Source organism: Pseudomonas sp. NFACC05-1, assembly GCF_900100135.1.
GTDB classification, from domain to species: domain Bacteria; phylum Pseudomonadota; class Gammaproteobacteria; order Pseudomonadales; family Pseudomonadaceae; genus Aquipseudomonas; species Aquipseudomonas fluorescens_Q.
The window spans coordinates 1-26,340 of the sequence record NZ_FMTR01000005.1 but is presented as its reverse complement, the minus strand read 5'-3'; the positions used below and the strand labels follow the sequence as shown (position 1 = coordinate 26,340).

Annotated in this window: 24 protein-coding genes; 10 read left to right on the top strand and 14 right to left on the bottom strand. The window is 61.4% G+C overall.

Annotated elements, in window-relative coordinates; genetic code table 11:
* Nucleotides 1-131: 131 nt before the first annotated feature.
* Nucleotides 132-872, top strand: a complete 741-nt coding sequence (locus BLO97_RS10080) for a YciK family oxidoreductase (protein WP_018602937.1) — start codon at nt 132-134, stop codon at nt 870-872.
* A 353-nt stretch (nt 873-1,225) separates the two neighbouring features.
* Nucleotides 1,226-2,152, top strand: coding sequence for a GGDEF domain-containing protein (locus tag BLO97_RS10075; RefSeq protein ID WP_063322363.1), 927 nt, complete (start codon nt 1,226-1,228; stop codon nt 2,150-2,152).
* A 140-nt stretch (nt 2,153-2,292) separates the two neighbouring features.
* On the opposite strand, the gene BLO97_RS10070 is transcribed toward BLO97_RS10075, so the two are convergent.
* The 7 genes from BLO97_RS10070 to BLO97_RS10040 all read right to left on the bottom strand — a co-directional run bounded on the left by BLO97_RS10070 (nt 2,293) and on the right by BLO97_RS10040 (nt 10,301).
* Nucleotides 2,293-3,063, bottom strand: a complete 771-nt coding sequence (locus tag BLO97_RS10070; protein ID WP_219737843.1) for an iron-containing redox enzyme family protein — start codon at nt 3,061-3,063, stop codon at nt 2,293-2,295.
* A gap of 77 nt (nt 3,064-3,140) precedes the next feature.
* Nucleotides 3,141-5,600: an EAL domain-containing protein gene (locus tag BLO97_RS10065; RefSeq protein ID WP_092345743.1), complete on the bottom strand. Its 2,460-nt coding sequence runs from the start codon at nt 5,598-5,600 to the stop codon at nt 3,141-3,143.
* 190 nt (nt 5,601-5,790) lie between these two features.
* Entirely contained in the window at nt 5,791-7,617 is a 1,827-nt protein-coding gene (locus BLO97_RS10060) for an ABC transporter ATP-binding protein (protein WP_092144926.1), read from the bottom strand.
* Nucleotides 7,610-8,212: a DsbA family protein gene (locus tag BLO97_RS10055; protein WP_170845901.1), complete on the bottom strand. Its 603-nt coding sequence runs from the start codon at nt 8,210-8,212 to the stop codon at nt 7,610-7,612. The genes BLO97_RS10060 and BLO97_RS10055 overlap by 8 nt, the downstream gene beginning before the upstream one ends.
* A gap of 36 nt (nt 8,213-8,248) precedes the next feature.
* Nucleotides 8,249-9,190 (bottom strand): oxygen-dependent tRNA uridine(34) hydroxylase TrhO, encoded by a 942-nt coding sequence (locus BLO97_RS10050; RefSeq protein WP_063322368.1) that lies wholly within the window; start codon nt 9,188-9,190, stop codon nt 8,249-8,251.
* 280 nt (nt 9,191-9,470) lie between these two features.
* Complete coding sequence (locus BLO97_RS10045) at nt 9,471-9,770, bottom strand: BolA family protein (RefSeq protein WP_014337210.1); 300 nt, start codon at nt 9,768-9,770, stop codon at nt 9,471-9,473.
* 12 nt (nt 9,771-9,782) lie between these two features.
* The gene (locus BLO97_RS10040) at nt 9,783-10,301 is read right to left on the bottom strand and encodes a DUF2059 domain-containing protein (RefSeq protein WP_018602923.1); all 519 of its coding nucleotides are present in this window, start codon (nt 10,299-10,301) and stop codon (nt 9,783-9,785) included.
* 202 nt (nt 10,302-10,503) lie between these two features.
* On the opposite strand from BLO97_RS10040, the gene BLO97_RS10035 reads away from it, so the two are divergent.
* Complete coding sequence (locus BLO97_RS10035) at nt 10,504-11,898, top strand: class II fumarate hydratase (protein ID WP_092345741.1); 1,395 nt, start codon at nt 10,504-10,506, stop codon at nt 11,896-11,898.
* Between the two features lie 133 nt (nt 11,899-12,031).
* Here the strand turns inward: BLO97_RS10035 and BLO97_RS10030 are convergent, their stop codons facing one another.
* Nucleotides 12,032-12,994: a DMT family transporter gene (locus tag BLO97_RS10030; protein WP_092345739.1), complete on the bottom strand. Its 963-nt coding sequence runs from the start codon at nt 12,992-12,994 to the stop codon at nt 12,032-12,034.
* A gap of 190 nt (nt 12,995-13,184) precedes the next feature.
* Here BLO97_RS10030 and BLO97_RS10025 point away from each other — a divergent pair, with 190 nt between their 5' ends.
* On the top strand, nt 13,185-13,382 hold the full coding sequence (locus tag BLO97_RS10025) for a DUF6316 family protein (RefSeq protein ID WP_063322371.1): 198 nt from the start codon (nt 13,185-13,187) through the stop codon (nt 13,380-13,382).
* A 150-nt stretch (nt 13,383-13,532) separates the two neighbouring features.
* On the opposite strand, the gene BLO97_RS10020 is transcribed toward BLO97_RS10025, so the two are convergent.
* Together BLO97_RS10020 and pap are read right to left on the bottom strand one after the other, a co-directional pair.
* On the bottom strand, nt 13,533-14,717 hold the full coding sequence (locus BLO97_RS10020; protein WP_092222882.1) for a thiolase family protein: 1,185 nt from the start codon (nt 14,715-14,717) through the stop codon (nt 13,533-13,535).
* Between the two features lie 103 nt (nt 14,718-14,820).
* Complete coding sequence (pap, locus tag BLO97_RS10015) at nt 14,821-16,338, bottom strand: polyphosphate:AMP phosphotransferase (RefSeq protein ID WP_063322373.1); 1,518 nt, start codon at nt 16,336-16,338, stop codon at nt 14,821-14,823.
* A gap of 151 nt (nt 16,339-16,489) precedes the next feature.
* On the opposite strand from pap, the gene mnmC reads away from it, so the two are divergent.
* The 5 genes from mnmC to BLO97_RS09990 all read left to right on the top strand — a co-directional run bounded on the left by mnmC (nt 16,490) and on the right by BLO97_RS09990 (nt 24,045).
* On the top strand, nt 16,490-18,472 hold the full coding sequence (mnmC, locus tag BLO97_RS10010) for a bifunctional tRNA (5-methylaminomethyl-2-thiouridine)(34)-methyltransferase MnmC2/FAD-dependent 5-carboxymethylaminomethyl-2-thiouridine(34) oxidoreductase MnmC1 (protein ID WP_092345737.1): 1,983 nt from the start codon (nt 16,490-16,492) through the stop codon (nt 18,470-18,472).
* Between the two features lie 277 nt (nt 18,473-18,749).
* Nucleotides 18,750-20,522, top strand: a complete 1,773-nt coding sequence (locus BLO97_RS10005) for an N-acetylglutaminylglutamine amidotransferase (RefSeq protein WP_092345735.1) — start codon at nt 18,750-18,752, stop codon at nt 20,520-20,522.
* 3 nt (nt 20,523-20,525) lie between these two features.
* The gene (gene ngg / locus BLO97_RS10000) at nt 20,526-22,271 is read left to right on the top strand and encodes an N-acetylglutaminylglutamine synthetase (RefSeq protein WP_092345733.1); all 1,746 of its coding nucleotides are present in this window, start codon (nt 20,526-20,528) and stop codon (nt 22,269-22,271) included.
* A gap of 178 nt (nt 22,272-22,449) precedes the next feature.
* The gene (locus tag BLO97_RS09995) at nt 22,450-23,640 is read left to right on the top strand and encodes an osmoprotectant NAGGN system M42 family peptidase (RefSeq protein ID WP_063322377.1); all 1,191 of its coding nucleotides are present in this window, start codon (nt 22,450-22,452) and stop codon (nt 23,638-23,640) included.
* 177 nt (nt 23,641-23,817) lie between these two features.
* Nucleotides 23,818-24,045, top strand: coding sequence for a YheU family protein (locus BLO97_RS09990; RefSeq protein ID WP_003199186.1), 228 nt, complete (start codon nt 23,818-23,820; stop codon nt 24,043-24,045).
* On the opposite strand, the gene csrA is transcribed toward BLO97_RS09990, so the two are convergent.
* The 3 genes from csrA to BLO97_RS09975 form a co-directional block, all read right to left on the bottom strand.
* Nucleotides 24,034-24,234, bottom strand: coding sequence for a carbon storage regulator CsrA (gene csrA, locus BLO97_RS09985; protein ID WP_092144941.1), 201 nt, complete (start codon nt 24,232-24,234; stop codon nt 24,034-24,036). The genes BLO97_RS09990 and csrA overlap by 12 nt on opposite strands.
* 151 nt (nt 24,235-24,385) lie before the next feature.
* Entirely contained in the window at nt 24,386-24,718 is a 333-nt protein-coding gene (locus BLO97_RS09980) for a YnfA family protein (protein ID WP_063325143.1), read from the bottom strand.
* Nucleotides 24,719-24,775: 57 nt separating this feature from the next.
* Complete coding sequence (locus tag BLO97_RS09975) at nt 24,776-25,591, bottom strand: SDR family oxidoreductase (protein ID WP_003199173.1); 816 nt, start codon at nt 25,589-25,591, stop codon at nt 24,776-24,778.
* A 232-nt stretch (nt 25,592-25,823) separates the two neighbouring features.
* Here BLO97_RS09975 and BLO97_RS09970 point away from each other — a divergent pair, with 232 nt between their 5' ends.
* Nucleotides 25,824-25,976, top strand: a complete 153-nt coding sequence (locus BLO97_RS09970) for a DUF3309 family protein (protein ID WP_018606531.1) — start codon at nt 25,824-25,826, stop codon at nt 25,974-25,976.
* 91 nt (nt 25,977-26,067) lie between these two features.
* Here the strand turns inward: BLO97_RS09970 and BLO97_RS09965 are convergent.
* A partial coding sequence (locus tag BLO97_RS09965; protein WP_305882549.1) for a group II intron maturase-specific domain-containing protein occupies nt 26,068-26,340 on the bottom strand: 273 nt, incomplete at its 5' end.

Genomic DNA, 26,340 nt, shown 5'->3' with positions numbered 1-26,340 from the left:
GAGCGCGAAGCGGTCCCCTTGACGACGGCTGCGCCGCCGAGCGGGAGCAAGCTCCCTCGCCACAAAAGCCTCTTTGCCACAAAAGCTTCCTCGTCACCGGTACTGTGCTGCTCTAATTGTTGAGGTTTTTTATGTTTGATTATTCCGCCCGCCCCGACCTGCTCAATGGCCGGGTGATTCTGGTCACCGGCGCCGGTCGCGGTATCGGTGCCGCAGCGGCGAAAGCCTATGCCGCCCATGGCGCCACCGTGCTGCTGCTGGGCAAGACCGAAGCCAACCTGACCCAGGTCTACGATGAAATCGAGGCGGCCGGTCATCCGCAGCCAGCGGTGATCCCGTTCAACCTCGAAACCGCACTGCCTCATCAGTACGATGAACTGGCGGCCATGATCGAAACCGAGTTCGGTCATCTGGACGGCCTGCTGCACAACGCCTCGATCATCGGCCCGCGTACACCGCTGGAACAGTTGTCCGGTGAGAATTTCATGCGGGTGATGCACGTTAACGTCAACGCGATGTTCATGCTTACCAGCACCTTGCTGCCCCTGCTCAAGCTGTCCCAGGATGCGTCCGTGGTGTTCACCTCCAGCAGCGTCGGGCGCAAGGGCCGGGCGTACTGGGGCGCCTATGGCGTGTCCAAGTTCGCCACCGAGGGGCTGATGCAGACCCTGGCCGACGAAGTCGACACCGTTGCCGCCGTGCGCGCCAACAGCATCAACCCCGGTGCCACCCGCACCAGCATGCGAGCCCAGGCCTACCCGGGGGAGAACCCGCTCAACAATCCGACGCCCGAGGAGATCATGCCGGTCTACCTGTACCTCATGGGCCCGGACAGCACCGGCGTCAATGGCCAGGCGTTCAACGCCCAATAATGGCCACGGCCTGCATCGCGACGACTTACCGTCGCGATGCAGGCTCCATTCGATGCCCAACCAAGCGAACCGCCAAACCCACGTCGCTGGAAATATCGCTATTCGCCGCCAATAAATTGATTCCTAAGCGGTTTTTATTGAAGTGAACCGAATGGCACGACTTTCGCTCTAAACTTCCTCAAACATGCCATGTTCGGCAAGTAGTGGACGTTGAGACGAGACTTATGCCTGCCAGGGAAAGCAGACTAAACTCAAATCAGTGTCCTACGGGACTGAAGGACCAGTACGACGCGCAGCCCAAAGCCGCCACACCCAACCTGCCAGGACAGATTTAGCTTAGGGGCTAACGCCATATGAAAACGCCCACCCAGATCAACGCGATTGACTTCGACAGCGCCAAATTGCAGCGTCTGGGTCTTGGCCAGCCATCGCCGCTCGCGGCACGCTCCGTCAGTCTTGCGCAATTGCGCCAGCAACTGAGCCAACAGCTGCAGACCAGCCTGGAGCCACAGCGAATCCTCGGCCTGTTTTTCCGGGAAATCCAGCGGCTGGTGCCCCTGGATGCGCTGGCTTACCAGCACAAAGCCAGTGATTTGCGCCTGGAGTTCGGGCAACGCGGGCATCACACCCTCAGCTATAACCTCAGCCATGAAGGCGAACACCTGGGCGAACTGGTGTTCCGTCGCAACCAGCGCTTCACCGAAGCCGAACAAAGCGACCTTGAATCCAGCATGTCGACGCTGCTGTATCCACTGCGCAACGCATTGCTCTATCGGGCCGCCACCCAGAGCGCCCTGCGCGATCCGCTGACAGGTACCGGCAACCGCATTGCCATGGACCAGACGCTGATGCGTGAAATCGACATGGCCAAGCGTCATTCGCAACCCTTGTCGGTGCTGATGCTCGACATCGACCATTTCAAGCGCATCAACGATAGCCATGGTCACGGCGTTGGCGACGAAGTGCTCAAGGCCGTGGCCGAGTCGATCAAGGGCCAACTGCGCAACGTGGACATGGTGTTCAGGTTCGGCGGTGAAGAGTTTCTGATCCTGCTGGCCAATACCAGCCGGGATGCTGCGGCCATGGTCGGGGAACGACTGCGCTACGCCGCCCAGGCCCAGGATTATTTCGCCGCGAGCACAAGGATCGAGCTGACGGTCAGCCTGGGTTGCGCCACCCTGCTACCGGGGGAATCATCGGAAAGCCTGCTGCGCAGGGCTGACAGCGCACTGTACGTGGCCAAGCGCGAAGGCCGTAATCGACTGGCGATGGCTGGCTGAAAACCTCTGTGCAAGCGAGATTGTGTGGGAGCGAGCCTGCTCGCGATAGCGGTCTTGCAGTCAACCTCCCCGTCGACTGTCCAGACCTCTTCGCGAGCAGGCTCGCTCCCACAGGTTGTGGCTATCTGTAGCGGTAGTAATCAGCTCCCGGCCAGTGCCAGGCGCTCACGGGTGGATGAGGACTTGCTCACCGTCTCCGACTGCTCCAGTTGCATGCAACGCTCCAGGAACAGGTACATGTAGTCATAGCTCTTGCAGACGGCCTGGCGCAGTTCCGTTTGCAGGGCTTTGCTTGGGTTCATCCCCGCCAGCGTACAGATGATTTCCAGGGCTTCCCAAGGATGGGCATCGTCGTACTGGGCATGCATCTTCAGCCATTTCATCGCCCGCTTGCGGTCTTCCTCGGCGAAAGCGGCCGCGTAGACACCGCTGGAACACACGAGCGCCGACCACTCACCCGTGGCCCCCTCAATGGCATAGTTGGTCGCGGCGATGGCCACGATCAGCGAATCCGAGGAACTGGTGTGCCAGCACCAGTGGCTCAAGGCATGCAGCTCAGGCGGCACATGCTGGGCTTGCAGGTCTTCCAGGGTCACGCCGTGGGCGGCGCTCCAGTTGACCCAGTAGTCGGCATGGTTGAGTTCGACACGAATGTTGCGCATCAGCCAGCGACGCGCCATGTCCTCACCGGGGTGGCGGGCAAAGCGGGTCTTGGTGAGGTTCTGTGCCATGTATAAAGCGAACTGTTCGACGACCGGCCAACCACCAATGAGGTAGTGGCGCATGGTCCTGGCGCTGAGCTTGTTGTCGCGCATGCGCTGGTACAGTTCGTGTTCGACAACCCGGCGCTTGCTCTCGCTGCAATCGGTAATGAGCTGCTGTGCCCATTTCGGATAGCTCGTGGCGTCCATGAGCGGGCCTGTTCGGTTGAATGTGTCGATCACTGTCGGGCTCCTTTTGATTGTGATTTTCCAGATCAGCAAGAGTTTCAGCGGAACGTGCCGGGGGCCTTGAATAACAACGGCTGCGGCCGGGCCGGCCGACATTGCAACGTGTCACAGGTAAACAATTGCGGGCGTTCGATCACATACCCCTGAGCGTAATCCACCCCTATCTCCAGCAATGCCTGCTCGATCTGGGCGGTCTCAACAAACTCGGCAATCGTGCGCTTACCCATGACGTGGCCGATGTGATTGATCACTTCGACCATTGCTCGGTTAATCGGGTCGTCCAGCATATCCTTTACGAAACTCCCGTCGATCTTCAGGAAGTCTACAGGTAAATGTTTCAGGTAGGCGAATGAAGACATTCCGGCGCAAAAGTCATCCAGCGAGAAGTAACATCCCAAGCTCTTGAGTTCATTGATAAAGCGGATCGCACTGCCCAAATTCGAAATAGCGCTGGTTTCTGTAATTTCAAAACAAATCATTTCCGGCGGAATCGAGTAGGCCACGAACTGTTTACGCAGGAAATCGAGGAACGCCTGGTCTCCAATCGTTGTGCCTGACAGATTGATCGCACACATCGCCACAGGCCCCTGTCGCGAATCATTCAGGCACTGGCGGATGATCTTGAAGACATTCTCCACCACCCAACGGTCCAGGGAGGTCATCAGGCCGTAGCGTTCCGCCGCGGGAATGAAGCTGTCCGGCAGGATCATCCGCCCGGCTTCGTCATGCAGGCGCAACAGGATCTCAATATGCCCGCCGCCATGGTCACCCGGGCCCAACGCGGCGATTTCCTGGGCGTAGAGGCAGAAGCGATTTTCCTCCAGGGCCATGTGCAAGCGCTGGACCCAGGCCATTTCGCCAAAACGCAGGGACAGCTCCGAGTCGTCGGCATGGTAGACCTGGACCCGGTTGCGGCCCTTTTCCTTGGCCATGTAGCAGGCCATGTCGGCAGCCCGCAGGGACGCCTCGAGGGTCGTCGGTGTCTGGGCGATATGCACCAGGCCGATGCTCACGGTGGTCACGAACGGCCGGCCCTTCCAGACAAAGTGCAGGTTCTGCACGGTCTGGCGCAGCCCTTCGGCAATTTTTTCCGCCGCTTCCGGCGAACAGTTCTCCAGCAAGATCCCGAACTCATCCCCGCCCAGCCGGGCCAGGGTGTCGTTTTCCCGTAGCCCCGATTGCAGCAAGGCGCAGATATGGCGCAACAATTCGTCACCCGCTGCATGGCCGCAGGTGTCGTTGACCAGCTTGAACTGATCCAGGTCGAGAAACATCAAGGCATGACGCCCGACCTGGCGAGTGAGGTTGTGCAAGGCCTGCTCGAGGCGATACTCGAATTCCCGGCGGTTCGCCAGGCCAGTCAGGGCATCATGAGTAGCCTGCCACGACAGGTTGGCGATGTATTGGCGCTCCTGGGTCATGTCATGCAACACCAGCACGGCGCCGCTGACCTTGCCCGCATGACGGATTGGCGCGCCCACCAGGGTGACCGACACGGTACTGCCATCCAGGCGCTGGATCAGCTTGGAATGTTCGCTGGCACCGCTGAGCCGACCGCTGAGGATGTGCTCGATCAGGGTCAGCCCCTCGGTCTGGGCATTGTCATCGAGCAAATTGAACAACGCGGCCAAGGGCAAGCCCGTCGCATGTTCAGCCTTCCAATGGGTCATCGCTTCGGCAGCGGGGTTCATGTAGGCGATGGCACCTTCGACGTCGGTGGTGATGACCCCGTCGCCAATGGATTGCAGGGTGATCTGCGCCCGCTCTTTCTCCATCTGCAGCGCGTTGGCGAACACCTGCCGCTGGGCGAGCAATTTATGGGTCCGCAACAACGCCAGGACGATCAGTCCCAGGGCGGTGGCGAAATTGGTCACCAACAAAAGCTGCAGGATGAAACGCGAGCCCTCGCCCAATGCGTCGCTGAAGGCCTTGGCAGCCGGGGTAACGGAATCGTTGATCGCAAAGATCTGGGCCTTCCAGCCGCGGATATCCACCTCCGACGCCTGGCCTGCGGTAATGCTGTTGTGCATCTGCCGGGCGACGTTATCCAACTCGATCAAGTAGCCGTCGCCCACCGTCCAGAGATCGATGGCTTCTTCCAGGTAACTGAAGTGGCGAAAATTGAGGTACAACCAGATCAAGCTGGAAACGTCATCCGGATGATTGCCACCTTGGAGAATCCCGGCCCGTGCAGCTTCGAGATCCGGCGGTTCGCGATCCAGCGCCACGCGCAGTTCATGGCCGCCCTCGGGGACGGCGATGGCTTGCTGGTATTTGCGGAAAATCGCCTCGTCGCGGCTGTCGGCGTAGAGGTTGAGATAATAGATGGCGTCTTTCTGGCCCTTGGACCAGAGACTCTCCCCCGCCACATAGCCGCGAACGGCAGACAGCACGTAAAGGCTGACGCCGCCAAGCAATGCCTGAAATAGCACGACGGCAATAAAGGGCCAGACGATGCCTAGCAGCCGTGGTGTTCCGAGAGTCTGCTTTTGCTTCATGAGGTCCCTTGCACAGGTATTGCCAGACGAACACCCGCCAGAATTCCGCTCCTGACTCAATAGCCTAGGCTAGTTTTCAACCTTTCGAATGAATGGATGAACAGATCGACAGACTTTGCGTGGAATTCAGAAAAATCGGCGTGTTTGCCTGCTTTTTTTCCGATACTAAGCGCAGAAAAGCGCTAGAAACTCAAGGCTGCTGAATCTGTTGCAAATGACCATAGAGTCGCGCGTACAGGCCACCTTCGGCAATCAGCTGCAAATGGTCGCCGTCTTCGGCGATTTGCCCACCGTCGAACACCAATACCCGATCGGCCTGCTTCACCGCCGAGAGCCGGTGGGCGATGATCAGCGTGGTGCGTGCGCTCAAAAAACGCGCCAGTGCCTGATGAAGGTTGTACTCGGTCGCCGCGTCCAGTGCCGAGGTGGCTTCGTCGAGAATCACCACCCGTGGGTCGGCCAATACCATGCGAGCGATGGCCAGCCGTTGACGCTGTCCGCCCGACAGCCGCACCCCGGAACGCCCAACGACGCTCTCCAGGCCCTGGGGCAGCGCCCGTACGGTGGCATCGAGCTGGGCGATTTCCAGAGCACGCCAGCAGTCGTCGTCACTGCACTCACGGCCCATGGCGAGGTTGGCCCGCACCGTATCGTTGAACAGCGCCGGATGTTGCAACACCACTGCAACATTCTCCCGGATGGTCTCCAGGCCGATCTCCTGTTGCGTGGCGCCGCCGAAACGAATGCTGCCTGATTGTGGCGTGTACAGCCCCAGTAACAACTGCACCAGGGTGCTCTTGCCACCGCCGCTGGCCCCGACGATGGCGACTTTCTCGCCCGGCGAGATGGACAGGTTCAACTGGTTGAGCACCAGTTCCTCGCCGTAGCCGAAACTCAACCCCTGGATCTCGATGCCCACCGTGTCACGGCCCTTGAACGGATCGACGACGCCCGTGTACTGGGGCTCGTCGGCCCGGGCCAGCAGTTCATTGATCCGGTTCAAGGCACCGCCGGCGGCGTAATAGGCGTACTGCAGGTTCAACAGTTGCTCGACCGGACCGATCATGAACCAGAGATAGCTGAACACCGCCAGCATCTGGCCGATGGACAGGTCGGAAAACACCACGGTGAGCATGGCCGCCGCGCGAAAAATATCGATGCCGAACTGGAACAGCAAACCACTGGCGCGGTTCGAGGCATCGGTTTTCCACTGCGAACTCACGGCGTAATCGCGGACCTCCTTGGCGCGCATCCCCAAGCGGCCAAGAAAATACCCCTGGCGGTTACCGGCGCGCACTTCCTGGATGGCATCCAGGGTTTCGGTCAAGGCCTGGGTGAAGCGCGAGGTGCTGTCGTTCTCCAGCTTCTTGAGGTGCTTGACCCGCTTGCCCAACTGCACCGTGGCGTAGATCACCAACGGATTGAACAGCAGGATCAGCAGCGCCAGCTCCCAGTGCATCCACACCAGGATCCCGGCGGTGCCCACCAGGGTCAGCATCGCCACCAGGAAACGACTGAGGGTTTCGCCGATGAATTTGTCCAGGGTGTCCAGGTCGGTGACCAGATGGGCCGCCACGGTACCGCTGCCCAGGCTTTCGTATTCGCCCAGGGAAATTCGCTTGAGACGTTCGATCAAGCGGATGCGAATGCGATAGACGATGTCCTTGGCCAAGCGGGCGAACAAGCGCGCCTGCAGCACGTTGAACAACAATGCGCCACAGCGCAGGGCCAGGGTTACCAGCAACATCAGTCCAATGTAGCCGGCCGCGCGCTGCCAGCCCATGGGCAACGCCTGGTTCATGACTTTCAGGGCCGTATCGCCATGCCCCAGCAGGACTTCATCCACCAGCAACGGCAATAGCAACGGGATCGGTACGCTGCACAGCGTCGCCAGCACGGCCACGCCGTTGGCGATCCACAGGGCTTTTTTATGCTTGAGGGCCAGGCGACGGATTTCCGCCCAACTCAACCGGTCGATGCGCTGCGAGGCCGATGTATCTGGTGGCCGGTCAGGCACAGGTCGCGCGCTCCAGCCAGCGGCCAAGCAAAGGCGACAGTTGGCTGAGGGGCTGGTAACCGTTGGTCAGCAAGGCCAACTGGCCATCGCGCTCGGCCAACAGTGTGGGGAACCCGGCAATGCCCAGGTCCTGTACCCAGGTGAAATCCGCAGCCGTGGCCGCATGTTGATCGGCGCGATCGAAGGCCGCGGCGAATTCGATGCGTGGCAGCCCGGCCTGTTCGGCCAGCTCCACCAGCACGCTGGCGTGGGTCACGTCGCGGCCTTGCACATAAAAAGCCTGCTGGATCAGCTTCACCAACTTCCAGGCCAGGTCCGGAGCCAGGCTGCGGGCCGTGACCAGTGCCCGGCAGGCAGGCTCGGTGTCGTAGACGAAACCATCCGGCAACGCGCCTTCAAGCTTGAAGGGCTGGCCGGTGGCCTGGGTAACGGCCTGCCAGTGTTCAAGAATGTAGCGCCGGGTGGTCGGCTCCAGCGCCGAACCGCTGCCGGTGCGCAAACCACCCACCACCAGGTGCAACTCCACCCCCGCGGCCTGCGCCTGCTCTACCAGCGCCTCGGCCACCGGCGCAAAACCCCAGCACCAGGAACACATCGGGTCCATCACATAGAGCAGGCGTGACGCCATGGTTCAAGCCTCGGAAGATGATTGCTTGTAGTTGTAGCCGATCGGGTGCGGCATGTTGCGAGCCTTGGCCAACTCGATCTGCTTCTGCCGGTCGATGGCGCTGCGACGGGTCTTCTCGCTCAGTTTGTCCCAGCAGTGCGGGCAACTGATGCCAGGCACGTAGTGCTCTGAGGCGCGGTCTTCTACGCTTACCGGAGTACGACAAGCGTGACATTGATCGTAGTCCCCTTCGCTGAGGTCGTGGCGGACGGTTACGCGGTTGTCGAACACGAAGCAGTCGCCGCGCCACTTGGTTTCTTCCTGGGGGACCTCTTCGAGGTATTTCAGGATGCCACCCTTGAGGTGATAGACCTCGTCGAAACCCTGGCCAAGCATGTAGCTGGAGGCTTTTTCACAACGAATGCCGCCGGTGCAGAACATCGCGACTTTCTTGTGCCTGGCCGGGTCGAAGTTGGCCTTGATGTATTCAGGGAATTCGCGAAAGCTGGTGGTCTTGGGGTCGATGGCGCCCTCGAAGGTGCCAATGGACACTTCGTAATCGTTACGGGTGTCGATCAACAACACTTCCGGATCGCTGATCAGCGCGTTCCAGTCCTGTGGTTCGACATAGGTGCCGACCTGCTTGTTAGGATCCACGCCTTCGACGCCGAGGGTGACGATTTCTTTTTTGAGCTTGACCTTGGTGCGGTAGAACGGCTGTTCATCGCAGTACGACTCTTTATGGTCGATGTCGATCATGCGCGGATCATTCTTGAGCCAGGCCAGCAGGCCATCGATGCCTTCGCGAGTGCCGGAAACCGTGCCGTTGATGCCTTCTTCGGCGATCAGCAACGTGCCTTTGATGCCGTTGTCGAGCATGGCCTTGAGCAAGGGCTCACGCAGCTCGACGTAATCTTCAAGGGTGACGAACTTATACAGTGCCGCCACGACAATGGGTTGTGCCATGGGTGTTTCTCCAGGTGGCTACCCTCGTAAAGGGTGAACCGGATGCGAAAAAAAACGCGCCCGGGAAGGCGCGTTGCGGATTCTAACAAAAACATTTGGATTACAGGACTGCAATTCCATGGCTTGCCCATGTCTTGTGGCGAGGGGATTTATCCCCGTTGGGCTGCGAAGCGGCCCCGATAAACCTTGCAACCCCGGTGTATCAGATTGAACACAGGGGGACGCTTCGCGTCCCAGCGGGGATAAATCCCCTCGCCACAGAAGCTCTCCACCTCAAGAATCAGTGCTTGCTGCCGCCGGCACAGGTTGGCGAAGCCGGGGCCGCGTCGATCTGGGCCCATTCTTCAGGGGTGTAGGTGTGCAGCGCCAACGCATGGAATTCGCCCATCAGCTCGCCCAGCGTGCCGTAGACCTTCTGGTGACGCTTGACACGATTGAGCCCTTCGAACTGCTGGCTGACCACCACGGCCTTGAAGTGGGTCTGCAGGCCACGGCTGTGCATGTGGCTTTCATCCAGCACTTGCAAGTGCTCGGGCTGCAAGAGCCCGAGTGTCGATTCGATGCGTTGTTGCATGCTCATACCAGGCTCCGCTTACGGCTTTTTCTTGGCAGGGGCGGCTTTGGGCTCGAGCTCGGCCGTCATGTCCGCCAGCAGCTTGTTGACCACCGGCACCGCGCTTTCAAGCTTGGCCTGGGTCAGTTGGGCTGATTGCTGGGTCAGTTGCGGCATTTTTTCCAGGACTTTCTTGCCCAGTGGCGATTGATAGAAAGCGACCAGGTCCTTGAGCTCCGATTCGCTGAAGTTGCTGGTGTAGAGCTTGACCATGTCCGGCTTGAGCTTGTTCCAGCCGATAGCTTGGTCCAACGCGGCATTGGCCTTGGCCTGGTAGGTTTCCAGGGTGGCTTTTTTCGACTCAGGGGCCTTGGTCTGTTCAAAGCGCTGGGCAAACATCTGCTGCACTTGCATGTATACCGGAGTGCCCAGTTTGTCAGCGTGCGCCAGGGTCAGGAACGCTTCGGCGCTGGCGTTGTGGCTGGCGGTATCGGCGAAAACAGGGCCGCTGGCACACACCAGAGCAACTGCGGTACAGATGGCACGAAGACGGGTCATCGAGTTTCCTTTCATTACAGGCGAGGTAGAACCCCAAGGGCGACCATTCTGCGCCTAAAAAACGCTGGGCCTCAACCCCGATGCTTGCCGGGTCCGATTGACGGGCCGAACCCACCGCTCCTGGATTGAAGGATGATTGAGGGAACCGGTGCCGCCCATCTGGGCCTAAACTGCGCATTCAGCCCTTAAGGAGTTTGACCCGATGAGCCGTATCGAAACCGACAGCCTTGGCCAGGTTGAAGTCCCGGACGACGCCTACTGGGGCGCCCAGACGCAGCGTTCCATGATCAACTTCGCCATTGGCAACGAACGCATGCCACTGTCGGTGTTGCACGCCTTGGCACTGATCAAGAAAGCCGCCGCACGGGTCAATGATCGCAATGGCGACCTCCCCGCCGACATCGCCCGCCTGATCGAACAGGCCGCCGACGAAGTGCTGGCCGGCCAGCATGACGACCAGTTCCCGCTGGTGGTCTGGCAGACCGGCAGCGGCACCCAGAGCAACATGAACGTCAACGAGGTGATCGCCGGGCGCGCCAACGAACTGGCCGGCAACCCCCGCGGTGGCAAGAGCCCCGTGCACCCCAACGATCACGTCAACCGCTCGCAGAGCTCCAACGACTGCTTCCCCACCGCGATGCACATTGCCGCTGCCCAGGCCGTCCACCAGCAATTGTTCCCGGCCATCAGTGAGCTGTCCGGCGGCCTGGCGGAACTGGCGGCGCGCCACATGAAACTGGTCAAGACTGGCCGTACCCACATGATGGATGCCACGCCAATCACCTTTGGCCAGGAACTGTCGGCGTTCATTGCTCAACTCGATTACGCCGAACGAGCGATCCGCGCCGCGCTACCGGCGGTCTGCGAACTGGCCCAAGGCGGCACGGCGGTCGGCACCGGGCTCAATTCGCCCCATGGTTTCGGCGAAGCGATTGCCGCTGAACTGGCGGCGCTGTCGGGCCTGCCGTTCGTCACCGCGCCGAACAAGTTTGCCGCGCTGGCCGGCCATGAACCCTTGACCGCCTTGTCCGGCGCCCTGAAAACCCTCGCCGTGACCCTGATGAAAATCGCCAACGACCTGCGCCTGCTGGGTTCCGGGCCGCGGGCGGGGTTTGCCGAAGTGAAATTGCCGGCCAACGAACCGGGCAGTTCCATCATGCCCGGCAAGGTCAACCCGACCCAGTGCGAAGCCTTGTCGATGCTGGCCTGCCAGGTCATGGGCAACGACGTGACCATCGGCTTTGCCGCCAGTCAGGGGCATTTGCAGTTGAACGTGTTCAAACCGGTGATCATCCACAACCTGCTGCAATCGATCCGGCTGCTGGCCGATGGCTGCAGCAACTTTCAGCAGCACTGCATCGCCGGGCTCGAGCCGGATGCCGAGCAGATGGCCGCGCACCTGGAACGCGGGTTGATGCTGGTGACCGCGCTGAACCCGCACATCGGCTACGACAAATCCGCGGAAATCGCCAAGAAAGCCTACGGCGAAGGGCTGACCTTGCGTGAAGCGGCACTGCAACTGGGGTACCTGACCGATAAAGAGTTCGATGCCTGGGTGCGACCGGAGAATATGCTGGAGGCCGGTAGCCAGGGCTGAAGATTTGCGGTGACCGATAACCTGTCTTCGCGAACAAGCCTGCTCCCACAATGGATTGGGGTCGGATACACAACCTGTGTCCGATGAGATCGAATGTGGGAGCGGGCTTGCTCGCGAAGAACGATAACGCGGTCTATCGCTCTACAACCATCCGCTGCCGCCGGGCCTTGAGCCCGGCGATCAGCGAGGGCCCCAGGGCGACCAACGCCGAACCCAGCACCACCAGCACCGCCCCGCCATACCCCAGCAGATTGATCTGCTCGGCATGGACATAATCAGGCCACCACCAGGCCGCCATCGCCACCGCGGCGAACGTCACCAGCGGCGTGATCGCCAGGGTCGCACTGACCCGCGACGCCTCCCAATGGGCCAAGGCTTCGGCAAACGCGCCATAGGCAATCAGCGTGTTGAGGCAGCAAGCGAGCAACAACCAGCCTTGCAACGAACTCAATTGCAGCGCCTCCAACGGGTGCACCCAGGGGGTGAGCAGCAACGCGCAGAACAGGTAGATCACCATCATCACCTGCAACGAATTCCACACCGTCAACAGTTGCTTCTGGCCCAAGGCATAGAAGGTCCAGACCGTCGACGCCAGCAACACCATCAGCACCCCGGCGGTGTAGTCGCTCAGGGACGTCAGCAACTCACCCAGGCGCTGGTTGAAAAACAGCGTAAAACCGATCAGCAACACCAGCAGGCCGATGCCCTGCCCCACACTGAAGCGCTCCTTGAACACGAACAGGCTGGCGACCAGCAACATGATCGGCCCCATCTGCACCACCAGTTGCGCGGTGCCGGGGCTCAAGCGATTCAGGCCCATCAGGTACAACACGTAGTTGCCCACCAGCCCGAGCACCGCCATCGCCACCAGCCAGCCTCCGCGCGGGCCAAGGACCTTGTGACTGGGCAGGCGCCGGGTGGCCGCCAAATAGATGAACAGCAAACCGCCGGACACCAGCAAGCGAAACCAGGTCACGGTGACCGGGTCCATCACTTGCAGCACTTGCTTGAGCTTGATCGGCAGGATTCCCCAGAGCAGGGCAGTCAGCAGGGCGAGGAACAGGCCGTAGACCCAGCGACCGGACGATATGTGCATGCAACCCTCGAAGCCCAAGACAAAGGACGTCCATTCTAGGCGTCTATTGCGTCACGACACAGGGACAGTTGGGCAGAGGCCGCCCACGGGATTGTATGGGTCGTAGCCGTCGATCGGCTGGGCAGGCGGGAATCAGGGACAACACATATGCTCATTTGAAACAGACCTTGCTGCACTCTGGAGACCCGACATGCTTGGAAAACGCGCCTTGGATCCCGCCCCTACGACTATTTTTCGCAGTGACCGGATCTGCCGGGTCAACGGCGAGTTTTATTTCAATACACGTGAGGGCACCCAGGAGGGTCCGTTCGCCACCCGCGAGGCGGCGGAGCGGGAGATAGAGGCGTATATCGGCCGGATGCTACAACTGACGCAGGTTGCCAGCTAGGCAGGATGTGGCGAGGGAGCTTGCTCCCGCTGGGCCGCGAAGCGGCCCCTGTTCAATCAGCACGGTACTGATAAGCCGGCGACTGCTTCGCAGCCGAGCGGGAGCAAGCTCCCTCGCCACAGATTGCCCCCCAACCTCTTCGGCAAACGGTTAACGAACCACCTCAAACAACCCCGTAGCCCCCATCCCACCGCCCACGCACATGGTCACGACGCCGTAGCGCAGGTTGCGTCGCTGCAGCTCGCGCACCAGGTGCCCCACTTGCCGCGAGCCGGTCATGCCGAATGGATGGCCGATGGAGATCGAGCCGCCGTTGACGTTGTATTTCCCGGGATCGATTTCCAGTCGGTTGCGGCTGTACAGGCACTGGGAAGCAAAGGCTTCGTTGAGTTCCCACAGGTCGATATCGGCGATCTGCAAGCCCTTGGCCTTGAGCAGCTTGGGCACTGAAAACACCGGGCCGATGCCCATCTCGTCCGGCTCGCAACCGGCCACGGCGAAGCCGCGAAAAAACGCCTTGGGCTTGAGCCCCAGCGCCAGGGCTTTTTCCAGGCTCATCACCAAGGTCATCGAAGCCCCGTCGGACAACTGCGACGAGTTGCCCGCCGTCACCGAACCGTCTTCGGCGAACACCGGTTTCAGGCCTGCCAGGCTTTCGTAGGTGGTGTCCGGGCGATTGCAATCGTCGCGATCGACCACACCGTCGAGGACCTGCACAGCGCCAGTGTTCTTGTCCTCGACCCGGTACTTGACCGCCATCGGGATGATTTCGTCATCGAACAACCCGGCCGCCTGGGCCTTGGCGGTGCGCTGCTGGCTCTGCAAGGCGTAGCGGTCCTGTTCCTCGCGGCTGACCTGGTAACGACGGGCAACGATCTCGGCCGTCTGGCCCATGGGGAAATAGATCCCGGGCACCTGCTCCTTGAGCAGCGGGTTGATCAGGTGGTCGGTGTTGACGCTTTTCATCGTCAGGCTGATGGACTCCACGCCGCCCGCCACGATGATGTCGCTGCAACCGGAAGCGATCTGGTTGGCGGCGATGGCAATGGCTTGCAGGCCCGAGGAACAGAAGCGGTTGAGGGTCATGCCGGCGGTGCCGGTGCCCAATCGCGAGAGCACCGCCACGTTACGCCCGATGTTGTAGCCCTGGGCGCCTTCATTGGACCCGGCCCCGACGATGCAGTCCTCGACACTGGCGGGGTTGATGTCGTTGCGCGCCAGCAAGGCATCGACACAATGGGCCGCCATGTCGTCTGGACGGGTCATGTTGAACTTGCCGCGAAAGGACTTGGCCAGGCCGGTCCGTACGCTGTCGACGATCACCACTTCACGCATGGCTGTACCTCATTGTTGTAGTCGGTTGAGAGTGAATCGAGCATAAATCCACTGCATAACCGACTGCGACAATCATTCACCTCGCGTATGCGCCTCCATCGCCCTAGCCCTTCTTTTTCTTGCGAGCCTGCTTTGCACTCCGCTCGAAAGCCGCTTCCAGCGCCTGGTTGAGGGTGCGCAACACCTTGACCCGCGCCCAGCGCTTGTCGTTGGCTTCCACCAAGGTCCAGGGGGAAATCTCGGTGCTGGTGCGGTCGACCATGTCGCACACCGCGGCCCGGTAAGCGTCCCACTTGTCGCGGTTGCGCCAGTCATCCTCGGTGATCTTGAAGCGCTTGAACGGAATATCCTCGCGCTCCTGGAAACGCTCCAGCTGGGTTTGCTTGTCGATGGCCAGCCAGAACTTGACCACCACCACGCCGGCGTCGGCGAGCTGTTCCTCGAAATCGTTGATTTCCCCGTAGGCCCGCAGCCAGTCGGCCTGGCTGCAAAACCCTTCGACCCGCTCCACCAGCACCCGACCGTACCAGGAGCGGTCGAACATGGTGAACTTGCCGCGTGCGGGAATATGCCGCCAGAAGCGCCACATGTAGGGGTGGGCGCGCTCTTCTTCCGTGGGCGCGGCAATGGGCACGATGCTGTATTGGCGCGGGTCCAGGGCCGCCGTGACCCGCCGGATAGCCCCGCCCTTGCCCGCCGCGTCATTGCCTTCGAACACCGCTACCAGGGCATGCTGGCGCATGCGCTTGTCCCGCAGCAGGCCAGAGAAGCGCGCCTGCTCGGTGATCAATTGTTCTTCGTAGTCGGCTTTGTCCAGGCGCCGGGTCATGTCCAGGCTGTCGAGCAACGTGATCTGGCCATCCAACTCGGGCAGCGGCGCCACGCTGACCTTTTGCGGCCTGATCTTCGGCCGGTCCAGGGCCTGGCGCAAACCGTCGAGCAAGATCCGCCCGACGGTGAGGCTGCGATAACAGCTGTCCATGCCTTCGATCACATGCCACGGCGCGTAATCGCGACTGGTGCGGCGCAGCACACGCTCGCCGTATTTGACGAACTTGTCATAGGTCTGGGATTGCTGCCAGTCCAGCGGGCTGATGCGCCAGCTGTGCAGCGGGTCATCCTTGAGCCCCTTGAGCCGGGCCTTCATCTGCTTCTTGGACAGGTGGAACCAGAACTTGAAGATCAGCGCGCCTTCGTCGCAGAGCATTTTTTCCAGGCGCTCGGCACCGGCAATCGCCTGGTCGAGCCGTGGGTCCTTGAACTCGCCATGGACCCGGCCCTGCAGCATCTGGCTGTACCAGTTGCCGAAGAAAATTCCCATGCGCCCCTTGGCCGGCAGCATTCGCCAATAGCGCCACGCCGGAGGCCGCGCCAGTTCCTCGTCGGTCTGTTGGTCAAAGGTGCGCACTTCGATCAGCCGCGGATCCATCCATTCGTTGAGCAACTTCACCGTCTCGCCCTTGCCCGCGCCTTCGATGCCGTTGATCAACACGATGACCGGAAACCGACCCTGCTGCTGCAACTCGAACTGCGCTTCCAGCAGTGCTTCCCGCAGGGCCGGCACCTCGGCTTCAAAGGTTTCTTTATCGATGACGTGACCGATTTCAGCGGATTCGAACATGGACAGCTCCTTCCAGGGATTGGGGCAAGACTAGCGGATTGGATGCGGCCCTGTGCAGCAGATTCCATCAAGAACAACGCTGTGTTGCGATGGGTCAAGCAAGCCGATACCGATCGGCTAGAATGGCCGCTCAGTTTCGACCGAGCCAGCCATGACGCCCATCCAGCAACACGCCCAACTCGACTGGGACGACCAGGGTCGCCCGCGTTCGCGGGTGTTCGACGATGTATATTTTTCCGACCAGTCGGGGCTGGAAGAAACCCGTTATGTGTTCCTTGAGCAGAACAACCTGGCCGAGCGTTTCGCGGCCCTGGCCGATGACGGGCGACTGGTGATCGGTGAAACCGGATTTGGCACCGGTTTGAATTTCCTTTGCGCCTGGCAACTGTTCGAGCAGTGCGCACCGGCAGGCGCCCGACTGCATTTTGTCAGTGTCGAGAAGTACCCCCTGAGCCCCGAGGACCTGCGCCGGGCCCTGGCCTTGTGGCCGCAACTGAGCCTTCAGGCGGAGCAATTGCTTGAGCAGTACGTGGCCATCCACCAGGGTTTCCAGCGCCTGGTCCTGGCGGGCGGACGGGTGACGCTGACCCTGTTGATTGGCGATGCCCTGGAGCAGTTGCCGCAGCTGGACGGACAGATCGACGCCTGGTTCCTCGACGGCTTCGCGCCGGCCAGGAATCCCGAGATGTGGACCGCCGAGCTGTTCGCCGAACTGGCCCGGCTGTCCGCACCCGACGCCACCCTCAGCACCTTCACCAGCACCGGTTGGGTCAGGCGATTGCTGAACGCGGCGGGCTTCAAGATGAAGCGCACGCCGGGCATCGGCCATAAGTGGGAAATCCTGCGCGGTGTGTTTCTTGGCTGGCCGGAGCAGACACCGGCGCCGGCCTCGGCAAAACCCTGGTATGCCCGCCCCTTGCCGCCCATCGGCGAGCGCCGGGCCCTGGTGATCGGCGGCGGCCTGGCCGGTTGTGCCAGCGCCGCCAGCCTCGCCGCGCGTGGCTGGCAGGTGACGCTGCTGGAGCGTCATGCCGGCTTGGCCGAGGAAGCCTCCGGCAACCCCCAGGGCGTGCTGTATCTCAAGCTATCGGCCCACGGCACGGCGTTGTCGCAGATGATCCTCAGCGGTTTCGGCTACACCCGGCGCGTGTTGGAGCAACTGCAACGCGGCATTGACTGGGACGCCTGCGGAGTCTTGCAACTGGCCTTCAACAGCAAGGAAGCCGAGCGTCAGGCACAACTGGCCGAGGCGTTCCCAAGGGATTTGCTGCACCCCCTCGATCAATCCGCGGCGCAAGTGCGGTCCGGCATCGGCCTGGCCTGTGGTGGTCTGTTTTATCCCGAGGGCGGCTGGGTGCATCCACCGGCCTTGTGTCGCTGGCAAGCCTCAGGCACGGCGATCGACGTGCAGCCCCATCATGAAGTGCTGCAATTGCGCCGCGTGGAAGGCCAGTGGCAGGCATGGGACGGCGAACGATGCCTGGCCAGCGCACCCGTGGCGATCCTCGCCAGCGCCGCCGAAATCAAACGTTTCGAACCGGCCGCCGACTTGCCGCTCAAGCGTATTCGCGGGCAAATCACCCGGTTGCCGCAAACCACCCGCAGCCAGAGCCTGGCGACCGTGGTTTGCGCCGAAGGCTATGTGGCCCCGCCGCGGCTGGGCGAGCACACCCTGGGCGCCAGTTTCGATTTCAACAGCGACGACCTGACGCCCACCGCCGCCGAGCACGCCGGCAACCTGCAGATGCTCGAAGAAATCTCCCAAGACCTGGTGGATCGCCTGAACGCCGGCAGCCTGGACCCGGAACGCCTCGAAGGCCGTGCGGCATTCCGTTGCACCAGCCCGGATTACTTGCCGATTGTCGGACCGTTGGCGGATAGGCAGGCGTTCAGCGAGGCCTATTCGGCCCTGGGCAAAGACGCCCGCCAAGTGCCAGACACCCCCTGCCCGTGGTCCGAGGGTTTGTACATCAACAGCGGCCATGGCTCCCGTGGCCTGATCACTGCACCGCTGTCGGGCGAACTGATCGCCGCCTGGCTGGACAACGAGCCTTTGCCGCTGCCCCGCAGCGTGGCCGAGGCCTGCCATCCGAACCGATTTGCGTTGCGGGCATTGATTCGGGGCAAGGCCTGACACCCTTTAATGGTGTGCCCCAATCCCTTGTGGGAACGAGCTTGCTCGCGATGGCGGTGGATCAGTTGGCATCTGAGTTGACTGCCCCACTGCTATCGTGAGCAAGCTCGCTCCCACAGGCTCCTCTTATCCCGTGAGGCATGGGGCACCCCCTACCCGCCGGCTTATAACGCATCGATCTAAAACTCACAGCAATCCCTCCGGTCAGTTTCAGGGTACCCGCCCTTTTGGTGGGTGCGGCTTGACCCCTCCCCAACGGAAAAACCGGTAAGGACTTATGTGCGGATTAGCTGGAGAGTTACGTTTCGATCAACAACCTGCGGACCTTGCGGCCGTAGAGCGAATCACCCATCACCTGGCCCCTCGCGGCCCCGACGCCTGGGGTTTTCATAGCCAGGGACCGATTGCCCTTGGGCATCGGCGCCTGAAAATCATGGACCTGTCGGACGGCTCGGCCCAGCCGATGATCGACAATCAGCTGGGCCTGTCCCTGGCCTTCAACGGCGCGATCTACAACTACCCGGAGCTGCGCAGCGAACTCGAAGGCCTGGGCTACAGCTTCTATTCCGGTGGCGACACCGAAGTGCTGCTCAAGGGCTATCACGCCTGGGGCGAAGCGCTGCTGCCCAAGCTCAACGGCATGTTCGCCTTCGCCATCTGGGAACGCGATGCCAAGCGCCTGTTCATCGCCCGCGACCGCCTCGGCGTGAAGCCGCTGTACCTGTCGCGCACCGGCCAACGGCTACGTTTCGCCTCGGCATTGCCGGCGCTGCTCAAGGGCGGCGATATCAACCCGATGCTCGACCCGGTGGCCCTCAACCATTACCTGAATTTCCACGCGGTGGTCCCGGCGCCCCGCACCTTGCTGGCGGGTGTTGAAAAACTGCCGCCCGCGACCTGGATGCGCATCGAAGCCGACGGCAGCACCGAGCAGAAAACCTGGTGGACCCTGCCCTACGGACCACGGGCCGACGAACTGCACCTGAACCTGGAAGACTGGATCGAGCGCGTGCTCGACAGCACCCGTGAAGCGGTCGCCACTCGCCAACGCGCCGCCGTGGATGTCGGCGTACTGCTTTCCGGTGGCGTGGATTCAAGCATGCTCGTGGGCCTGCTGCGGGAAGTCGGCGTAGAGGACCTGTCGACCTTCTCTATCGGTTTCCAGGATGCCGGTGGCGAGCGCGGTGACGAGTTCCAGTATTCGGACCTGATCGCCAAGCACTACGGCACCCGCCACCACCAACTGCGTATCGACGAAAAAGAGATCATCGAGCAACTGCCGGCAGCGTTCCGTGCCATGAGCGAACCGATGGTCAGCCACGACTGCATCGCCTTCTATCTACTGTCGCGGGAAGTGGCCAAGCACTGCAAAGTGGTGCAAAGCGGCCAGGGCGCCGACGAGCTGTTCGCCGGTTACCATTGGTACCCGCAGGTCGATGGTGCCAGCGATCCGTACGCGGCCTATCGCGCCGCGTTCTTCGACCGCAGCCATGAAGAATATGCCGCCACCGTGCAGCCCAAATGGCTGACGGCCAACGACGCCGCCGGCGACTTCGTCAAGGAACATTTCGCCCAGCCCGGGGCCGATGCCGCGGTAGACAAGGCCCTGCGCCTGGACAGCACCGTGATGCTGGTGGACGACCCGGTCAAGCGCGTCGACAACATGACCATGGCCTGGGGCCTGGAAGCGCGCACGCCCTTCCTGGACTACCGCCTGGTGGAACTCTCGGCCAGGGTCCCCGCGAAGTTCAAGCTACCCGATGGCGGCAAACAGGTACTCAAGGAAGCCGCCCGGCGGGTGATCCCCGGCGAGGTAATCGACCGCAAAAAAGGCTATTTCCCGGTACCAGGCCTCAAGCACCTGGAAGGCAACACCCTGGCCTGGGTTCGAGAACTGCTGCTGGATCCGAGCCAGGACCGCGGCCTGTTCAACCCGGCCATGCTCGACCGCCTGCTGACCGACCCCAACGGCCAGCTCACGCCATTGCGCGGCTCACGACTGTGGCAACTGGCGGCGCTGAACCTGTGGCTCAGCGAGCAAGGAATCTGATCGATGAAACCTCATGCAACGGTTCACAGCCAACGCCTCTTGCGCGGCCAGGCGCCCTCCTATGAACGCCTGCAGGCACGCCTGGCCGAAGACGGCAGCGAATTGGGCGCCGACCCGATCGCGGTGCATTGCGGCTGGGGCCGACTTTTGATCGGCCACACCTTCCCGGACCCGGCAAGCCTGGCCCGGGAACTGCTCAACGAACAACCCGGCGAAAGGGACATTGCCTTATACGTGGCCGCGCCCCAGCAAGTGCTGGGGCTGGAACCGGCCCAACTGTTCCTCGATCCGTCCGACACCTTGCGCCTGTGGTTCAGCGACTATCGCCAGGCCACGCGGGTGTTTCGCGGCTTTCGGATTCGCCGGGCCCAAGGCGAGACCGACTGGCAGGCCATCAACCAGCTCTACCAAGCCCGGGGCATGTTGCCCATCGACCCACTGCGCCTGACCCCGCGCCATGAGGGTGGCCCGGTCTACTGGCTGGCCGAAGATGACGACACCGGTGCGGTGATCGGCAGCGTCATGGGCCTGAATCACCAGAAGGCCTTCAACGACCCGGAAAACGGCAGCAGCCTCTGGTGCCTGGCCGTGGACCCGCAATGTCCGCGGCCCGGTGTTGGCGAAGTGCTGGTGCGTCACCTCATCGAGCATTTCATGAGCCGTGGCTTGAGTTACCTCGACCTGTCGGTGTTGCACGACAATCGCCTGGCGAAAAACCTCTACGCCAAACTCGGTTTTCGCAATCTCTCGACCTTCGCCATTAAACGCAAGAACGGCATCAACCAGCCGTTGTTCCTGGGGCCAGGCCCCGAAGCGCAGTTCAATCCTTATGCGCGCATCATTGTCGAAGAAGCTCACCGCCGAGGCATCGACGTACAGGTAGACGATGCCGAGGCCGGCTTGTTCACCCTGGTCCATGGCAGCCGCCGGGTCCGATGCCGCGAATCCTTGAGCGACCTGACCAGCGCCATCAGCATGACGCTGTGCCAGAACAAAAGCCTGACCCACAAAGTGCTGAAAAGCGCCGGCCTGAACCTGCCGGCCCAACAGTTGGCGGGCAATGCCGATGACAACCTGGCGTTTCTCGACGAGCACGAACGGGTGGTGGTCAAGCCGCTGGACGGCGAACAGGGCCAAGGCGTGGCGGTGGATTTGCGCACCATCGAGGAGGTGCAGAGCGCCATCGAAGCGGCCCGGCAATTCGATAGCCAGGTCTTGCTGGAAAGTTTCCACGAGGGTCTGGACCTGCGCATCCTGGTGATCGGTTTTGAAGTGGTGGCGGCGGCGATCCGGCGCCCGGCGGAGGTGATCGGCGATGGCCGGCACACCATCGGCGCGTTGATCGAAGCCCAGAGCCGCCGACGCCAAGCGGCCACGGGCGGCGAAAGTAAAATCCCGATGGATGGCGAGACCTTGCGCACACTCAACGCGGCGGGGTTCGACTACGACAGCGTGCTGCCCGCTGGGGAGCACCTGTTCGTACGGCGTACGGCGAACCTGCATACCGGCGGCGTGCTGGAGGATGTCACCGGGATCCTGCATCCGACCCTGGTCGATGCGGCGGTGCGCGCCGCACGGGCGCTGGACATCCCCATGGTCGGCCTCGACCTGCTGGTACCGGCGGCCGATCAACCCGAGTATGTGTTCATCGAAGCCAACGAACGCGCAGGCTTGGCCAACCACGAACCACAACCCACCGCCGAGCGCTTTGTGGATCTGTTGTTTCCTCATAGCCAGGCGGTGGCCTAGCCCTTCTTCTGTGGCTAGGGAGCTTGCTCCCGCGGGGCTGCGAAGCGGTCCTTCTCCGTTGCCCTCCGGGTCTGTGCATTGACCTGGAGCTCAAAGGGGACCGCTCGCGGTCCAGCGGGAGCAAGCTCCCTCGCCACAAGGTTCCCCTATTCAACTTAATGTTCCGTGAGGAGTTTCCATGATCAGCAAAATTCCAGAACCGGATCTCGAATACCTGCAGAAAGTCCTGCTGGAAATGCTCGCCATTCCCAGCCCTACCGGCTTTACCGACACCATCGTGCGTTATGTCGCCGAGCGGCTCGAAGAGCTGGGGATCGCTTTTGAAATGACCCGCCGTGGCACAATCCGCGCCACGCTCAAGGGGCGCAAGAGCAGCCCCGACCGGGCCGTGTCGGCGCACTTGGATACCATCGGTGCCTCAGTGCGGGCCATCAAGGACAACGGCCGCCTGACCCTGGCCCCGGTGGGTTGCTGGTCCAGCCGATTTGCCGAAGGCAGCCGGGTCAGCCTGTTTACCGACACCGGCGTGATCCGTGGCAGCGTGCTGCCGTTGATGGCGTCCGGGCACGCGTTCAATACCGCCGTGGACGAACTGCCCATCAGTTGGGACCACATCGAGCTGCGCCTGGACGCCTACTGCGCCACGCGTGCCGATTGCGAAACCCTGGGGGTGGGCATCGGTGATTACGTCGCCTTCGATCCCCTGCCGGAATTTACCGAAAGCGGCCACATCAGTGCCCGGCACCTGGACGACAAAGCCGGGGTCGCAGCCCTGTTGGCGGCGCTCAAGGCGATTGTCGACAGCGGCGAAGAACTGCTGATCGATTGTCACCCACTGTTCACCATCACCGAGGAAACCGGCAGCGGTGCAGCGGCAGCATTGCCCTGGGATGTCAGCGAATTTGTCGGCATCGACATCGCGCCCGTCGCCCCTGGCCAGCACTCGAGCGAACATTCGGTCAGCGTGGCGATGCAGGACTCCGGAGGCCCCTACGACTATCATCTGTCGCGGCACTTGCTGAAACTGGCCAAGGAGAACGAGGTACCGGCACGCCGCGACCTGTTCCGCTACTACTTCAGCGACGCTCATTCGGCCATCACCGCCGGCCACGACATCCGTACCGCCCTGCTCGCCTTCGGCTGCGACGCCACCCATGGCTACGAACGCACCCACATCGACAGCCTGGCCGCCCTCAGTCGCCTGCTCGGCGCCTACATCCTCAGCCCGCCGGTGTTCGCCAGCGACGCGCAACCAGCCCAAGGCTCACTGGACCGCTTCAGTCATCAGATCGAACACGATACCCAGATGGAAAGCGATACCCGGGTGCCATCGGTGGATAGCCTGGTGGGGCAGCGCTCCGATAGCTGATCCAACATTCACTGTCTGGGCTATTACCATCGCGAACAAGCTCGCTCCCACACTTGAAATGCATTCCTGTGGTAGCGAGCTTGCTCACGATGAGGCCAGAACGGCCCCACAAACCCAAGGCTAGCCGCAAAAGCCCATTGGCCGTAGCATCGTCCCATTGTCTAGCCGAGGTACCCCATGCTCATCCCCCACGACCAACTCGAAGTCGACACGCTCACCCGCCTGATCGAGGATTTCGTGACCCGCGACGGCACCGACAATGGTGACGACACCCCCCTGGAAACGCGGGTTCTGCGGGTCAGGCAAGCCCTGACCAAAGGCCAGGCGTTGATCGTCTTCGACCCCGAAAGTGAACAGTGTCAACTGATGCTCAAGCACGACGTGCCAAAACACCTATTCGACTGAACAGGCCTTGCGAGTGGCCTGGGCCTTTTTCTTCTGGATCTTGTCGTAGATTTCGGAGCGATGGACATCGACGTGCCGTGGCGCTTCCACGCCGAAACGCACCGTGCCGCCGCTGACCGACAGCACACGGACGGAAATATCGTCACCAATGGAAATCAACTCACCTACAGCGCGGCTTAATACAAGCATGGTTCTTGTCCTTAAGAATGTCTGGACCCTGACCATGCCCGGCCTGTTCCCCGTTCTCAAGACACCCGCGAGAATTCAGTAAGGCCCTACAAGCAAAGTTCTTGTGACTGACGGAAACTTCCTGCAAAACCCTGTCGGACCGCCGGTTATTTCAGGGGGCCGAGAACCGCGGGCCGAATAGAATCACACTCGCCCCCAAGACGCAGAGTGCCACGCCAATCCAGTCGGACCCCAGTGGCCGCACCCGCTCAACCACCGCCAGCCAGCCGATCGATGCAATGATATAGAGGCCGCCATAAGCGGCGTAGGCGCGCCCGGCGTACGTCGCTTCGACGCGGGTCAACAACAGGGCGAACAACGTGAGACTGAGCAACGCCGGGGCGATCCACCAGGCACTCTTGCCCTGGCGCAACCACATCCAGAAGGCGTAGCAGCCTGCGATCTCAAACAGGGCGGCGAGAAAAAACCACAGGTAATTGAGCATGCAGATGTCCATCAGGAAGGCCGAATGGCGCCATCCTGAGGACATCGGGCACCCAGGTCAATTGAGGTTTTGCCGGGCCTTGGCGCGCATCTTGTCAGCCATGACGGTCATTTCGTCGTACAGCAACTGTGGGTTCTTCTGCTTGAGGGCCCAAGCCATGCGTCCCTGTTCGTGGGGCAGGATCATGAACTGGCCCTGGGCGACCTGCTGATAGATGTAGTCGGCAATATCCGTGGCGCTGATCGGTGAGCTTTCCAGCAACTTGCCGACCTGGGCTTTCATGGCCGGGGTCGGGCCACGGAAGGAGTCCAACAGATTGGTCTGGAAGAACGACGGACACACTACGTGTACACCCACTTCCTGCTGCGCCAGCTCCACCAGCAGGCTTTCCGACAGCGCCACGACACCCGCCTTGGCCACGTTGTAGTTGCTCATGGCCGGGCCCTGCATCAGGGCTGCCATGGAGGCGATGTTGATGATCTTGCCACGGCTTTTTTCCAGCAGCGGCAAGAACGCCTTGCAGCCCTTGACCACACCCATGAGGTTGATCGCGATCTGCCAGTCCCAATCCTCCAGGGAAAGCTCGCTGAAGAAGCCGCCCGAGGCCACGCCGGCATTGTTGACGATGATATCGATACCGCCGAATTTCTCTTCGCAGGCCTGGGCGAACGCAGTCAATTGGCTGTAGTCGCGCACATCGCAGCGCTGGATGAAGCCGTCGCCACCGGCACCACGCACTAGCTTGAGGGTTTCCACGAGGCCCGGTTCGCTGACATCCGATAAGGCCAGGCGCCATCCTTCGCGGGCCCAGCGCAGCGCGATTTCGCGACCCAGGCCAGAGCCGGCACCAGTGATCATCATGCGATTTTGCATAGCAGACAGCCTTGTTGTTCCGGGAGAGATAGGCCGAGTGTAGCGAAGGCGTTCAACGGACCCACGCTCCATCAGAGTGCTGAATGGCGAGGGCAAACCGTAGGCGCTACAAAAACTTTGAATTTTCTACAAGGCGCAACGGTCGGACTTATTAAGCCGCCCGGATTTAACGCATGCGCGCTGGTAGTTGGAAGTTGTATCACTCCAGAACTGACCAATAAGGAAATCTACAATGGGCACAATACTTATCATTATCCTGATCCTCCTGCTGATCGGTGGCCTCCCCGTCTTCCCGCACTCAAGAAGTTGGGGTTATGGCCCGTCCGGTATCATCGGTGTGGTGTTGGTAGTGCTGTTGATCCTGCTACTACTGGGCAAGATATAAACCACTCAGTAAGCGATCGAGTAGGAGGCGGATTTGCATCCGCCGTCCTCTCACACCACCGTACGTACGGTTCCGTATACGGCGGTTCAGGTTATGCAGATAAGCCGTTGATCGTGTCCAGTATCGAGACCAGTCCGAGTTGGTTCCACAGTTTCTTCGGCAGCGCCTGATTCATATGCGACGCCCCCGAGTTCCACCATGGGCCGCGGCCATTCGACGTTGACTTGCAGGCACGAGCTTCGCCAAGCCCCAAGCGCATTAAGTTGCGCGCCCTCGTCGAGGGCTGCTTCCATTGGCGCCAGATGGCACACCGAAGCTTACGTCGTACCCATCCGTCCAACTCCTCAAGTGGCTTCTTGCTCTG

Bases quoted from the DNA above. Each gene is read 5' to 3' on its own strand.
- BLO97_RS10080 (WP_018602937.1), top strand. From the start codon at position 132: ATGTTTGATTATTCCGCCCGCCCCGACCTGCTCAATGGCCGGGTGATT.
- BLO97_RS10075 (WP_063322363.1), top strand. From the start codon at position 1,226: ATGAAAACGCCCACCCAGATCAACGCGATTGACTTCGACAGCGCCAAA.
- BLO97_RS10070 (WP_219737843.1), bottom strand. From the start codon at position 3,063: ATGGACGCCACGAGCTATCCGAAATGGGCACAGCAGCTCATTACCGAT.
- BLO97_RS10065 (WP_092345743.1), bottom strand. From the start codon at position 5,600: ATGAAGCAAAAGCAGACTCTCGGAACACCACGGCTGCTAGGCATCGTC.
- BLO97_RS10055 (WP_170845901.1), bottom strand. From the start codon at position 8,212: ATGTGTTCCTGGTGCTGGGGTTTTGCGCCGGTGGCCGAGGCGCTGGTA.
- BLO97_RS10050 (WP_063322368.1), bottom strand. From the start codon at position 9,190: ATGGCACAACCCATTGTCGTGGCGGCACTGTATAAGTTCGTCACCCTT.
- BLO97_RS10045 (WP_014337210.1), bottom strand. From the start codon at position 9,770: ATGAGCATGCAACAACGCATCGAATCGACACTCGGGCTCTTGCAGCCC.
- BLO97_RS10040 (WP_018602923.1), bottom strand. From the start codon at position 10,301: ATGACCCGTCTTCGTGCCATCTGTACCGCAGTTGCTCTGGTGTGTGCC.
- BLO97_RS10035 (WP_092345741.1), top strand. From the start codon at position 10,504: ATGAGCCGTATCGAAACCGACAGCCTTGGCCAGGTTGAAGTCCCGGAC.
- BLO97_RS10030 (WP_092345739.1), bottom strand. From the start codon at position 12,994: ATGCACATATCGTCCGGTCGCTGGGTCTACGGCCTGTTCCTCGCCCTG.
- BLO97_RS10025 (WP_063322371.1), top strand. From the start codon at position 13,185: ATGCTTGGAAAACGCGCCTTGGATCCCGCCCCTACGACTATTTTTCGC.
- BLO97_RS10020 (WP_092222882.1), bottom strand. From the start codon at position 14,717: ATGCGTGAAGTGGTGATCGTCGACAGCGTACGGACCGGCCTGGCCAAG.
- pap (WP_063322373.1), bottom strand. From the start codon at position 16,338: ATGTTCGAATCCGCTGAAATCGGTCACGTCATCGATAAAGAAACCTTT.
- mnmC (WP_092345737.1), top strand. From the start codon at position 16,490: ATGACGCCCATCCAGCAACACGCCCAACTCGACTGGGACGACCAGGGT.
- BLO97_RS10005 (WP_092345735.1), top strand. From the start codon at position 18,750: ATGTGCGGATTAGCTGGAGAGTTACGTTTCGATCAACAACCTGCGGAC.
- ngg (WP_092345733.1), top strand. From the start codon at position 20,526: ATGAAACCTCATGCAACGGTTCACAGCCAACGCCTCTTGCGCGGCCAG.
- BLO97_RS09995 (WP_063322377.1), top strand. From the start codon at position 22,450: ATGATCAGCAAAATTCCAGAACCGGATCTCGAATACCTGCAGAAAGTC.
- BLO97_RS09990 (WP_003199186.1), top strand. From the start codon at position 23,818: ATGCTCATCCCCCACGACCAACTCGAAGTCGACACGCTCACCCGCCTG.
- csrA (WP_092144941.1), bottom strand. From the start codon at position 24,234: ATGCTTGTATTAAGCCGCGCTGTAGGTGAGTTGATTTCCATTGGTGAC.
- BLO97_RS09980 (WP_063325143.1), bottom strand. From the start codon at position 24,718: ATGCTCAATTACCTGTGGTTTTTTCTCGCCGCCCTGTTTGAGATCGCA.
- BLO97_RS09975 (WP_003199173.1), bottom strand. From the start codon at position 25,591: ATGCAAAATCGCATGATGATCACTGGTGCCGGCTCTGGCCTGGGTCGC.
- BLO97_RS09970 (WP_018606531.1), top strand. From the start codon at position 25,824: ATGGGCACAATACTTATCATTATCCTGATCCTCCTGCTGATCGGTGGC.